This is a genomic window from Bifidobacterium asteroides, assembly GCF_030758775.1.
Lineage (GTDB): Bacteria > Actinomycetota > Actinomycetes > Actinomycetales > Bifidobacteriaceae > Bombiscardovia > Bombiscardovia kimbladii.
This window is the reverse complement of record NZ_CP132384.1, coordinates 1958510-1971542: the sequence shown is the minus strand read 5'-3', so window position 1 is coordinate 1971542 and position 13033 is coordinate 1958510. Positions and strand designations below refer to the sequence as shown.

Genomic DNA, 13033 nt, shown 5'->3' with positions numbered 1-13033 from the left:
TTATACCTCCGCGGTTCTTCTGTGCCCGGCCAGAATCACGAATACGGGAGCCCCAATCAGTGCCGTGACGATGCCGACCTCTACATCGGATGGACGGGTGATTATCCTGCCCACCACGTCGGCGCCAACCACCAGGAGGGGGCCGATGAGGATGCTCAGGGCCATGATTCGTCTGTAGTCGGGTCCTATAAGCAGTCGTGCCACATGGGGGACCACCAGTCCGACGAAGCCAATCGGACCCGCCAGTGCCGTACAGGAGGCGCAGAGGAGTATTGCCGCAAGCCAGGCCAGGCTGCGGACACGTCCGACGTGCATGCCCAGTCCTTCGGCCATCTGATCACCCAGGGTCAAGGCGTTGATTCCGGGCGTCAGGCAGAAGGCGAGTATCAGTCCAAGAGCGAGAAGAGGCAGGACCGGCATCATGAGATCGAACCGGGCGCCGGAGATTCCGCCCACCTGCCAGAAGCGATATGAGCTGATGACATTGATGCGCGGCAGAAGGATGGCGGAGGTAAGGGACCCCAGTACTGAACTGATCACGACACCGGCCAGGGTCAGCCGTAGCGGAGATGGGCCGGATGGCCCCAGGGAGCCTATGGCCCAGACGACCAGTGCGGTCGTCGCACTGCCCAGCAGTCCCACCCAGACATACTGGGCCGGGGTCGATAGGGAGAAGAAGGCTATGGAGCAGACGATCGCCAGGGCCGCCCCCGTATTGAAACCCAGAATCGACGGGTCCGCCAGTGGATTGCGTGATATGCCCTGCATCAGGGTCCCGGCCACCCCGAGCCCGGCACCGACCAGGAGGCCGAGGACGGTGCGGGGGATTCTCAGGCGGATGGCCGAGACCGCGATGTCATCCGAGGAGGCGGACAGGGCGTGGAGGATGTCGGAAGGGCTGACGGAACGGGATCCGAAAACCAGGGACAGGGCGCAGACCATGACCAGGCAGACCGCCAGAATCAGCCCGGACAAGACCATGGGTCCGTTTCCGTTCCGATGCATGGTTGCTCGCCGACCGCATATATGCGCCACCTCTCCCTCTTTCATCCCCTCACCTGCGGCCTGATCAGACCTTGGCGGCAGCCTCGCCCAGGAGTTGGGCGTATGCGTCGGTCGTCTTCTGGATGGACAGGGCCGAGGGGTCAAGGGCATTGGCCATCTCGCTGTCATTGTCGATGACCACTACGGATCCGCGCTCAACTGCGGGAATCTTGGAGAGGAGGGGGTCCTTGCGCATCGCTTCAAGCAGGTCCGGGGTGCCGTAGGTAACGATGATGTCGACATCCTTGTACCTGTCGGCATGCTCGGAGGAGATCTCCTTGTAGAAGTTCTTGGTGCTCTTGGAGTCCTCCTTGATGGACTCCGGAGTCTCCATACCGAGGTCGTTCAGGAACTGAGGCCGGGCGTCGGAGGTGGTGTAGACGCTGAACTTAGAGAGCTTGGAGGCATCGAAATACATAACTGCCGCGGTCTTGCCCTTGATGGCCGGTTGGGTCTCTCCGGCCTTTGAGATGCGCTCCTCCAAGTCGGCTATCAGCTGCTTGCCCTTTTCGGGTTCTCCGATGGCCTTGGCTGTGGACGTGATGACCTTGCGCCAGGGGTCGCCCCAGGCAACCTCTTGATAGGCGATTGTCGGCGCAATCTTGCTCAAGGTGTCATACTGCTTCTTGGTCATGCCGGAGAGCAGGCCGATGATCAGATCGGGCTTGGACGCGGCGATGGCCTCGACATCGATGCCGTCCGATTCGTCATGCAGCTTGGGCATATCCGCCTTGGCCACATGCATCTCATCCAGGGCATCCTTGGTCCAGGGCAGATACCCTCCATCCACGGTCTTGCCGAAGGAGTTCTTCTGGATGCTGACCGGCACGACCCCCAAGGCGATGAGGTTGTCGGGAGTGGCCCATCCGACGGTGGCGATGCGCTTGGGCTTGGAAGGGATCGAGGTGGTGCCGTAAACATGATCGATCTTGACGGGGAAAGAGCCTTGCCCTTCCGAGGCCTTTGACTGGCTGGACTGGCCTGCCTGCGAGCTCGATCCGCAGGCGCCTAGGAAGAACAGGGCGCTTGCCAGCACCAGGATGGCTGCGATAGCGCGCTTGAATCGGGTGAGGGAAAGAAGTGGTCGAATGTGCATGTGGTTCCTTTGATCGTGCTGTCGAATTGGCATGGTGCACCAGAGCCAGACACCAGATGTAGCATTGGCGCGACGGGAAGAAAAGAGTTGATTTCCTTGGTTGCGTGTGTTAAGCGGAGCATCTGCAAAGGCGGTAGGCAAACGCCGACCCCAGCGTCTTTGTGATCAAGGGCATGGGTAGCCTAATGAACCCAGTCTTCTCTGCCGCTCCGTACACGGTTCCCAACCACTTAGGTGCGGCGTATATCAAGGTTTTTCAGACGGGTTCACACTGGACGTGATGCGTAAAAGCGGTTCTCTACGATTGTCATCATCGGCCGGGGAACCGTACCCCGGCCCGGTGTATAGTGGCAAGCGGGTCCCTGCGGGGGCCCGCATACATGCATGGGGATGGGCCTTTGTAGTCCTGGCCCCTGCGATTTTTGTTATCAGTGGATGGTGAAGTCATATGACTGCCGGCTTCCTTTGCGAGAAGCTGATTCCGGGCAGGGTCCTCTGAAGCCTTTTAGGCTCTGTAGGCCCGCTGGTTCAAGCCGCCCATAGGGGCGGCGACTCCGTTATGCCCGGTCTGGCGCCCTTGTGAGGCGTTTCTCTTGGTACTCCGGACCGCATTGGTTCGATTCTGATTTCGGTCCCGGTCTGAGTGCACATGGATTTACAAGCACTGAGCACGGAAATGGCATTTATTTTGATTGATTTCATCAAGCATTCCAACATAGGTATACGTGAAGGTTGCAGGTCTCCGCAGGCCGGAGATGATGAGAGTCCGGCCCTGGCCCTCTCCCACGTCTGGCGGTCCTTCGCCGGAAGGCGAGGTGGGAGGAAGGAGGGATCCCAAACAGTCCTATCGGACATCAGTCTGAAGGTGGATCGGGGAAAGATACAGGCCTTGGTCGGTCTGAACGGGGCCGGCAAAACCACCCTGGTCAAAATTGCTTCCACACTTCTAACCCCAACCCGTGGCGAGGTGAGCGTGGACGGGGTGGATGCCCTGGCCGATCCGAGCCAGGCCCGGAAGAGATTGGGGCTGGTACTCGGCGGAGACAGGGGTTTCTACCCCAGGGCCACAGTGATGGCCAATATGCGCTTCTTCGCCGACTTGGCCGATGTGCCCTACCGGCAGAGGGACAGTGAAATCGGCCGTGTCCTGGACAGCGTGGGGCTAAACGGTAAGGAGCGTCATGCGGTATATGAGCTCTCGCGAGGCCAGACCCAGCGTCTCCACATAGCAAGGGGGCTCTTGGGTTCCCCCAGCCTCCTCCTCCTGGACGAACCAACTGATGGCCTGGACCCGAGCGCAGCCCTGCGCATCCGCAGCCTGATCCGTTCAGTGGCGGATTCGGGGGTGGGCATCCTCCTGACCAGCCATGGCATGGAGGAGGTGGAGGAACTGGCCGACCGTATAGCCGTAATCGATTCGGGCGGGATCCTGGTCGATGGGTCCCTGGAGGTCGTCCGGCGGTTCGCCGACGTGGGTTGGGTGGCTTCCTTCACCCTGAGGCCGGACCAATTGGCCGACCCGGGTATTCTGATTGACTGGGTTGGTCGGCGCGGTGTGGTTCTCACACGGCCATCAGGTCCCGACTGGATGATCTCCATCCTCTGGAAGCGAGCCTCGGAGAAAGAGCTAGGACCTGCGGGTGCAGAGCCGATCCGTCTGAGACGAGGAATGGCCCGCTTCTTCGCGGACCGATCACTCGACTGTCCGGCAGATCTCCTAGTCAGGCCTGCAGGTCTGGAGGACGCTTTCCTAGCCCTGGCCGCCCGTCCAGGCGCGGAGGCGAATCTATGATGAGGATGCTCAGAGAGGCCGCCTTCCAACTGCGCGAATACACCAGAACCACCTACTTTATTGAGATCCTCCTGGTAGCCACCCTCTCAACCTGTCTGGTCCAACGGTTGGGAGTCAGGGCCTGGGGATCCGACCCCTATCAGGGGTTTCTCCGTTCAGCCGTCATAGGCCTGTGGACCTCCTGCAGCTCCGCCGCAGGTCTGATCGGTTTCGAACGGCGCAAGGGGACCCTGGCTCATCTCATGGTCAGCGGGTCCGGCCCCCGGCCTGCCATCCTGGCCCTGATCTCTTCAACTGCCACCTTTGGCCTGCTGGCTTTTCCCCTAGCCGGTGTGGCCTGGCTGATTCCAGGACCGGGTGCCCTCCTACCCACCGAGCTGGGGGAGCATTGGCCGGTCCTGGTCCTAGGGGTGCCCCTGATTTGGCTGGGGGCCCTGGTCATGGCTCTGGCGGTGGCCTGTCTCTTCGTGATGACCCCCTATGCCACGGCCTATGAAGGCCTGGTCCTTGTCCCCTGTATGGCCCTGTCAGGGGTTTTCGAGGGTCAGGCAGGAGCGATTGACCTGGGGGAGGGGTTGAAGAATCTGATCCCCACCCGGCCCGCCCTGTCCATCATGAAGGCAGGTGGCATTGCCTCCAGTCCGGAGGCTCCCGTCCTTTGGTGGGACCTGGCCTGCTGGCTGGTGGCCCTCCTCCTGTGGATTAGCCTGGCCGCCCGCCTTGCCGACATCTCCGAGACCAAAGCCAGGCGTGACGGCACAATCGAGGTGATCTGACCGTGAGTTGGGTTCATAGGATGCTCACCGTTGCCAATGTCAGCTGGCGCTCTTCCATGCCTGCTGGCCGCCCCCTGGCTCTCCTGGTATCCCTGGCCGTTGTCCCCATCCTGGATGTGGCCTGCCAGCTTATGCTCGGGGGGAGCCTGAATTCCCCCGCCCTGGCTCGCATCGGATATGCCGGTGGCCTGGTGGCTGCGGCCTGCCAGGTGGCGACCGTCATGGCCAGCGGTATGACCATGGACAGGGAGGAGGAAATCATCCCAGAGGTCCTGGCACGTCGTCCGATGGACCTGGCCTACTGGATTGGTCTGGGTCTTCCGGGCGTGGTGGCTGCATCGATTACAGGGCTGGTGACCCTGGCCGGAACCTTGGTCCTGGATGTCGGGCACGGCTCGTTCGATTTTCTCCGAGCCCTGAGCCTCCTGCCTACCGCCCTCTTTGCAGGTTTGGCTTTGGGGATCCTTGTGGGTGGCCTCGGACTGCTGACTGCGGATTCCTTCGCTCCACTGAATGCGGTCACTGTCCTCCTGCCGGTGGCTGTGGGCGTGGTTGTGCCTGCTGGAACCTATCCGGCCCCGCTTCGTCGGTTCGCAACCATCCTCCCTTTAGGGGCCACGGTTCAGGCCGTGGGAGGTTATGGCCTATCCTGGACGGCGGTTCTTCTTGCCGAGGCCGTCAGGGGGCTGGTGGAGGTGGCTATCGGTCTGGTGGCCTTTGTAGCGGCTCTGCGCAGAATACGGTCAGGGGTCTACCTGAGGTTGTGATTCAAGCCGGCGGCGGTCGGCTGTCCCAGGAGCGGATGTGGAAGGCAGGAGGAGCTATGCGCGTGCATGCACTCCTCTCTCCTGTCTCAGGTGTTTGTCTAGCAAGACATTACGGTGGCGCGAGAATCCGTTCCGGCTCCTTTATCTTTCTTTATTTTCGGTCTTTAGTCTGGCTCCTGCCACACGGAAATGAATAGGAGCTGACCATGCGTTACATATTGCGGACCGAGGGGCTGACCAAGGTCTTCGGTCGCGGACAGCGGGCCGTCGACCAGGTGTCCCTGCATGTCCCCGAGGGCGGAGTCTACGGGCTCCTGGGGCCAAACGGGGCCGGCAAATCCACTACCCTGAAGATGGTCACAGGCATGCTGCACCCCAGTGGCGGATCCATGATTCTGGACGGGCACCCTTGGTCGCGCCGGGATCTCTACGACATCGGCGCCCTGATCGAGCAGCCGCCCGTCTACCCCAACCTGACGGCCCGTCAGAACCTCAAGGTGCGTACAACCCTGTTTGGCCTGCCTGATGAGCGGATCGACCAGGCACTCTCCATTGCCGGACTGAGCGATACGGGTTCCAAGAAGGCTGGACAGTTTTCCATGGGCATGAAGCAGCGCCTGGGGATAGCGAACGCCATTCTGACCAAACCCCGTCTGCTGATCCTGGACGAACCTACCAACGGGCTGGATCCGCTGGGCATCGAGGAGCTGAGGGGGATGATCCGCAGCTTTCCGCAGCAGGGGATGAGCGTGATCGTCTCCAGCCATATCCTCTCCGAGGTGTCGATCCTGGCGGATCATATCGGCATCATCGCCGACGGTCGCCTGGCCTACGAGAATGAACTGCACGCCGGGGAGGACCTGGAGGGGCTGTTCATGGACGTGCTCAGGAGGTCACGATGAGCAGCAGGAATGCCAACCAATTCGTCCAGCAGGATACGGCTGAAAGAGTCAGAACCAGTGGCAACGGCATCCCCTTTGGCAGGATCCTGGCAGCGGAGATCATGAAGGGCCGGTCGGCCGCGCCCAGGCGGATGGTCTTGGCTTTCCCTCTGATACTCATTGTTATCGTGGCTTGCTTCGCGTTCGGGCTGCATGTCTGGATGCCCTCCTGGGTCAACTACTGGTATGTCCTGCTCCTCCCAGCCATGACCGCCCTGATAAGCGTCGCCGTGGCCAACATCGACGGCAAACAGCGGTGGAGGACCACTCTGTCCTTGCCTGCCGCGCCCGTTATGGTCTGGTGGGCCAAGATCGTCTACTGCCTGCTTCTGGTCGGCCTCGCCACCCTGCTGGCTCTGGGCCTTTCGGCACTCATAGTCGCCGTTTCCGGGGTTCAGGGTCCCTCCCTGGTCGATTTTGTAGTCAGCGCCCTGATGCTGGTCCTGGCCTGCTCCTGGATGATACCGGCGGGACTTGCCCTGACCGCCCGGTTCGGCGTTCTGATCGGATTCGGCCTGCCTTACATGGTGGACCTGCTGGTCTCAATCATCTTCTGGGGAAGCCAACGGCTCTGGCCCTTCCTGCCGCCCGCTGCCATGATCAATCTGCCGGTGCCTTTCATGAAGGTCATGCCTGATGGCGTGCCCCTGGAGACCGAGGACAACAGCCCGATCAAGGCTGCGCTGTCTGTCTTTGGCGGGCAGAGCCTGACGGCCTTGGTGTCCTGCCTGGTCTGGTTCCTGCTCCTGTCCGTCCTGACGGGAATCTGGTTCTCGCGGAAGGAGACCAACTGACATGACAGGGATGACAGCCGGCCGGGTCGTGGCCTCTGAAATCGTGCGATTGCATGGATCTGTGCTTATCGCCATCCATGTCGTCTGCGGACTGGCGGCCGGCCTCGTCTGCGGCGCCTACTTCGCTGCAGCTCCCTATGATCCTGGTCTGGAGACCGATGCCTTCTTCCAGGTTCTGGGCGCCTTCATGCCTCTGATGGCCGCCATTGTCGTTGCCATAAACATCGAGACCGAGCGTGAGGCCGGCGACATGGCCAACCTTCTGGGGATTCCCAGCCGCCGTCTGGGTCTGGCGGCCAAGGTCCTGGTGCTCTGGCTTCTGGGTCTGCTGGCACTGGCCCTGGCGGCTCTGGCCTTCTGCCTGCCCATGGTTCTGGCTGGCGGATCGGGGGCACCAATCTCGGCCGTTGCGCTCGCCACCTTAGGGATGGCCGGTGGTTCCCTCTGCCTCTACCTTTTCTTTATCGCCCTTGCCCTACGCTTCGGCCGGAATGCGACCATCGCCATCGGTGTCCTCGGCACGGGGATATCCATCAGTTCCCTTGGCGGCCTCTTCAATGGCCTATACGGCCGTACTTTATCCGGTATCGAGAGCACGCCCGGGATCAGCCAGTGGATACCCTTCACCTGGCCTACTAGGTTCGGCTCCCTGGGAATCGAGCAGGCCCTGGCCTTGACCATGCCGGGAGGGGAGGGTCTGCGTGCTTCAATTGGCGTGACGGCTGTGGACAATCTGGTCCCCTGCCTGGTCCTCACCCTGACCTTGGGCCTGGCCCTCCTGCTTTGGATCGGCAGGTTCGAGGATCGGCGCAAGGTCAGCGATTAGACTGGATTGCAGGGCATCCGGTCCGTGAGAAATCTGTTCTAGGAATCAGGCTTGCAAGACACCTGGTCCACAAGGCGTTTATTCTCGAAAGCGGGTGGGCTGAGTCTGCAAGCGCAGAAAAGGAGCCAATCGTGGCTGACGTGCACGCCGAAGGTTCCCCCGGGAGCAATCGGCATCGGGCATCCATCCTGGTGGTGGACGACGATCCAAGGATCACGACCCTGCTGATGGCGGCCCTGTCCAAGGACGGCTATGCCGTGACTGTGGTCAACGAGTCGCGGAAGGTCGTAAGCATGGACCTGTCCTCGGTCGATCTGATCCTTTGCGATGTCATGATGCCACACTTGGACGGCTTTGCCCTTTTGACTTCCATCAGGGAACGGGTGTCCTGCCCGATCATCTTCCTAACAGCCAAGACTGATGAAGACAGCGCGGTCCTGGCCTATGGCCTGGGTGCCGACGACTATATACGCAAGCCTTTCGGCATTGCCGAACTTCGAGCCAAGGTCAGAGCGCGGCTGTCTCAGGGCAGTCGTCGCGGGCGTCCCCTTCTGCATTTCGGCCCCTTGGACATGGACCTTCAGGCGCGGCAGATCAGGGTGGACGGGCACAACGCCAATCTGACGGATGCGGAATACCGCATATGCGCCCTGCTGGCAGAACATCCCGGTCGGGCCTACGCGCCCATGCAGATATGGGAGGCCTGCCTGGCAGCAGAGGATGATCCGGCCGCCGATGATGCGGACAGCGATGCCACGGCTGCGGTCAGGGTGCATCTGAGCAATGCCCGGCGCAAGCTCAAAGCCCTGGGGGTGGACCCCATCAGGACCATCTGGTCGGTGGGGTACCAATGGGTGGCTTGATCGACGGTGTGCCAGAGTCGCCCAAGGAGCAGAGCGTCAAGGGCAAGGGCCGGCCAAGCCGCAAGGGAATGCCCATCGTTCTGCTGATCATCAGGTACTTTCTCTACGTGCTGCTGATTCTGTCTGTGCTGTTCGCCGGCATATATATGGTCTGGATAAACCTGGGGGCCAAGGGTGACTTCTTCTGGGCCAACTATGGCGAGCAGCATCTGGAGAAGGTGGGGCAATCCATCGGCCGTTCGGCCGCTATTGACGAATCCTTGATTCCCGCAGCCTACTGGTATCGAACCTATGACCACCAGGGGCATCCTACGGGGGGAGATATGAAAGGCGGCATGGCTGGCGAGGCCGACCAGCTGGCTGCCGACCACTGGGAACATAGGGCAGCTAAGCCATTGGAAGAGCGAGGGAAGAAGACGGGGCGGCCCCTGGCCACTCGCGCGAAGCCGGATGCGACCTACGCCGTCTATGTCACAGCTGATGGGCGGCCATGTGTCCTGGCCTATCGGGTTCAGCCGCAGTGGGCATCGAGGCAGGCCCGGGACCGCTATCCCAATCCCCAGAACCTGCTGCTCGCGTCTTACGGGATCTCCTTGCTGCTCACCCTCTTGTTGGTCGGGTTGCGGGCGGCCCATGTCATATCGTCCAAGCTCAAGGTCTTCAACCAGGTGGCTGACGATATAGGGCGGCAGGATCTGGATGCCTCCCTGCCCCGCAGCAACGTGCTGGAAATCAACCGGGTGCTGGAGTCCTTCGACAGGATGCGCGCCACGCTGAAGGAATCCCTTGAGAAGACCTGGACGGCCCAGGAGTCCCAGCGTCGACAGGTGGCGGCTCTGGCTCACGACCTGAAGACGCCGCTGACCATCATGCGAGGCAACGCAGACCTGCTGGGGGAGACCGGTCTCAGCCAGGAGCAGCAGTCCTACCTGGACTCCATCGAGGATGCCATCGCTGAAATGGCCGACTACGCCCAGGCAATCAGCCAAGGTACTGTGGGCACCGCTTCTGGACGATCCGAGGTCACAACGGTTGCCTTGAGAAATATGGTCGACAACCAAGCCAAGGGTTATCTAAGCGCTAGGGGTCTGCGGCTTGAGAGCGAAGACCGCCTGGGTTCCGACACTGGTCAGATTTCCGGTAATTCCGCTGACCTTGCCAGGGCGATTATGAACATCGTTGCCAACGCAGCTGACTATTCTCCGGACCATGGTCTGGTGACGCTGACATGGAAGCTGGAGTATGGCCAGGAGGGCGGGCGAGCCTTGGTGGTGACCGTGCGTGACCAGGGTACAGGATTCAGCAGCCGGGCTCTGGCCCACGCCACGGAATGGCTCTATCAGGCCGATAGCAGTCGGCACGGCTCCGGCGGCCACCATGGCATCGGCCTGGCTGCCGCCCGGTCAACTGTCGAGAGTGCAGGAGGCCGCCTGACCCTGGGGAATGCAACCGATGGCAATGGCGCAGTAGTCACGGTATCTTTGCCGGTGCAGTGAATGAGGCGGGGTGAATATCGGCCACGGCCAACTCGGTGTCCGACTAAAAATTGCACAGTGATAAAGATCTGGAAATAGTGTTAATCATGGATTGATAATTATAAAAACATCAATTTTTAGCGATTATCTTAGTAATCAATTACTAAAGTTTGCCATTCTTTAGTAAATCTGTATGATAAAGATAACAAAGATTATCAATTTATAGGGGCCTACATGCAAAAATCAGATGACGCTGAACAGGGCGATCTGTCTCTGGAGGAGGTTGTGCGTTCGATTCAGCGCAAGGGTTGCGAAGGCCAATCGATAGAAGTCAAAGCCGCCAGCCAGGGGACTCCGAAGGTGTATGACTCGCTGTCGTCGTTTTCCAACCAAAACGAGGGCGGCATCATCGTATTCGGGCTGGATGAAAGCCTTGGATTCGAGGTTGTTGGCGTCCACGACGCGCAGGAGCTGGAAAAGGCGGTAACAGCACAGGGCAAAGAGATGTATCCCGAGGTCAGACCAGTCTATAGCGAAAGCCTGATTGACGGCAAGACAGTGGTTTCAGCTTACATCAATGGCAAACCTATGGGCGAGAGGCCTGTCTACCGCAAGACAGCAGGCATCAGCGCAGGCAGCTACACCCGGATCGGGGATGCCGATGCCCGCATGACGCCTACGCAGCTGTATGAGATTGAGACTTTCAAGGACGGTCGACGCGACGATGTATCGGTAGACCCTCAGGCCGATTCCGATATGTTGAACCCAGAAAAACGTTATGATTTCATTAGTCGAGCACAGCGGGAACGCCCGCTCCTAGCCAGAAGGAACGAGGACGAGATCCTGGAGCTATCGGGTGTCTGCCGTCGTGGATCTCCTACTCTTGCAGGTTTGATGACCCTTGGCGAATACCCGCAGCAGGTGTATCCGAACCTCTGCATTACCGCCGTGGTTGTGCCGGGAACCAAGGCCGGAACTGGTCTTGGGGGAGAGCGGTTCCTTGACAATCAGCGCTTTGAAGGGACCATTGACCGCATGCTTGAGGATGCCATGGCCTTTGTGCGGCGTAACAGCAGAACCAGGACGGTGATCAGGGATGGGGTGCGCACTGATATTCCTGAGTATCCCGAAACCGCAGTCAGGGAAATCCTGACCAACGCACTGATGCATCGTGACTATGGCCCATACTGCAACGGAACGCCGGTCAGATTGACGCTCTTTGCCGATCGTCTTGAATGCTGGAATCCTGGTGGTGTATATGGCGGTCAGAGCATCAACGACTTGGGCTTTGCCAACAGTCAGACCAGGAACCCTACCCTGGTCAGTCTGCTGGAGATTGAGGGGATTGCGGAGAATCGGCACTCAGGGATTCCGGCTATCCGCGAGGAGGCCAAACAGTGTGGATATAAGCCTGTAGAGTTTCAGGATCGGCAGGCTTCCTTCACTGTGCGCTTCTACTCTGTGCCGGAACGTGCTGTTGCGGCGGAAGCAACCGTTCATTGGACTGGGGCCGCAGTATCTGATTCGGCGAAACGCGTCCAGGTCCATGCACTTGGTGGTTCCGATGCCTCGGGAGCAGCAAAGACGGGCAAGGGAATACGCGACAGGATTCTCGGCTTTTGTAAGGAACCCCGTTCGCTCGAGGATATCGCGCATGCGCTTGGGCTGGGCAAGTACTATGTTCGCAGGCGGTATATCGAGCCACTGCTCGAAGAAAACGCGCTCTCCATGACGCTTCCCGATAAGCCCCGGAGCAAGTACCAACGATATGTGGCCAGTGATTCCTTGGCTGAAGTGTCTTCGGGAAAGAAGCCGTGAATGGCATTACCGTAAGAGCAGGTATTGCCGGTTGGTCATGATGAAGCATGGTTATAGCATGCTGATTGTTTTCTCAGTGCGAGTACGCTGACCTGCTTGAATCCCGCTCTACCAGGGTCAGCTCAATCAACACGGAGCCGTGCACATGCTGTGAGTTGCTGAACTCGCCCATCAAAAGAGTGGCAGCATCGCGCTCCATATCGACATCGGGCGCAGTGATGACTGATAAGGGGATCTGGGGATAGCCGTCCGCGCGTGCGTCTTCGGTGCTGTCGGCTTTGATGTCGTCGGGTACGCGACTCCTGAATGGGATTGACAATTCCCGCACGGAGAGCGTCGTTGCTGGTGGAAGTTGGCTGATCTCACGCTGTCTGCAGAATACTATGCAGCGGTCACATATGGACTGGTTTCCGAAGGAGTGGGAGAGAAGCGAAGGCAGTGTGTTGGCAGCCGGCTCCCCGTAAATATCTGGTCGACATTTGCCCTACAACGAGGTGTCCTCCAGGACGCGGCAGTTTCGGTTATGCTGCAGAGCTCGACATGATCCACCAGCACTATGGGTAACTTGACCGAGGCCGCACACTCCAGGTCGGAGGAGCAGTCTATTACGATATAGACACCAAGAGAGCGAAGGAACTTGAGCAGACTGGTCTGTCGCTCTGAATCAGAATAGGCATTGGTGCCGATCAGCTGGATATCTTTTGTGGATTTCCTGAGCCCCCTCGAATACGGATGTGCACAAGGAATGCTCAATATTGGTCATGATGATGGGGATGGCTGATTGTTTGGTAAGAGTTGTGGATCGATTCGCTGGGCAAGGATCGGCATATTCGGGATGAAT

The 13033-nt window shown here is 59.7% G+C and carries 11 protein-coding genes; 9 read left to right on the top strand and 2 right to left on the bottom strand.

All coding sequences use genetic code 11. The annotated features are described in order from the left end of the window. Nucleotides 1-981, bottom strand: a complete 981-nt coding sequence (locus tag RAM15_RS08100) for a FecCD family ABC transporter permease (RefSeq protein WP_306221484.1) — start codon at nt 979-981, stop codon at nt 1-3. A gap of 88 nt (nt 982-1069) precedes the next feature. Then, entirely contained in the window at nt 1070-2140 is a 1071-nt protein-coding gene (locus tag RAM15_RS08095; protein WP_306221483.1) for an iron-siderophore ABC transporter substrate-binding protein, read from the bottom strand. Nucleotides 2141-2816: 676 nt separating this feature from the next. Between RAM15_RS08095 and RAM15_RS08090 the strand changes: the two genes are divergently transcribed. The 9 genes from RAM15_RS08090 (at nt 2817) to RAM15_RS08050 (ending at nt 12192) form a co-directional block, all read left to right on the top strand. Beyond that, entirely contained in the window at nt 2817-3932 is a 1116-nt protein-coding gene (locus RAM15_RS08090) for an ABC transporter ATP-binding protein (protein WP_306221482.1), read from the top strand. Then, entirely contained in the window at nt 3929-4708 is a 780-nt protein-coding gene (locus RAM15_RS08085) for a multidrug ABC transporter permease (protein ID WP_306221481.1), read from the top strand. Before RAM15_RS08090 ends, RAM15_RS08085 begins: the two co-directional genes overlap by 4 nt. A 2-nt stretch (nt 4709-4710) precedes the next feature. Next, nucleotides 4711-5475, top strand: coding sequence for a hypothetical protein (locus tag RAM15_RS08080; protein ID WP_306221480.1), 765 nt, complete (start codon nt 4711-4713; stop codon nt 5473-5475). Between the two features lie 206 nt (nt 5476-5681). Then, complete coding sequence (locus RAM15_RS08075; RefSeq protein WP_306221479.1) at nt 5682-6377, top strand: lantibiotic protection ABC transporter ATP-binding protein; 696 nt, start codon at nt 5682-5684, stop codon at nt 6375-6377. Then, nucleotides 6374-7210, top strand: coding sequence for a hypothetical protein (locus tag RAM15_RS08070; RefSeq protein WP_306221478.1), 837 nt, complete (start codon nt 6374-6376; stop codon nt 7208-7210). Before RAM15_RS08075 ends, RAM15_RS08070 begins: the two co-directional genes overlap by 4 nt. A gap of 1 nt (nt 7211) precedes the next feature. Then, complete coding sequence (locus RAM15_RS08065) at nt 7212-8036, top strand: ABC transporter permease (protein WP_306221477.1); 825 nt, start codon at nt 7212-7214, stop codon at nt 8034-8036. A gap of 131 nt (nt 8037-8167) precedes the next feature. Continuing rightward, the gene (locus tag RAM15_RS08060; protein ID WP_306221476.1) at nt 8168-8899 is read left to right on the top strand and encodes a response regulator transcription factor; all 732 of its coding nucleotides are present in this window, start codon (nt 8168-8170) and stop codon (nt 8897-8899) included. Then, entirely contained in the window at nt 8887-10395 is a 1509-nt protein-coding gene (locus RAM15_RS08055) for a sensor histidine kinase (protein ID WP_306221475.1), read from the top strand. The genes RAM15_RS08060 and RAM15_RS08055 overlap by 13 nt, the downstream gene beginning before the upstream one ends. A 213-nt stretch (nt 10396-10608) precedes the next feature. Continuing rightward, a complete protein-coding gene (locus tag RAM15_RS08050; protein ID WP_306221474.1) occupies nt 10609-12192 on the top strand; it encodes an ATP-binding protein in 1584 nt (527 codons plus the stop codon). Nucleotides 12193-13033 lie beyond the last annotated feature (841 nt).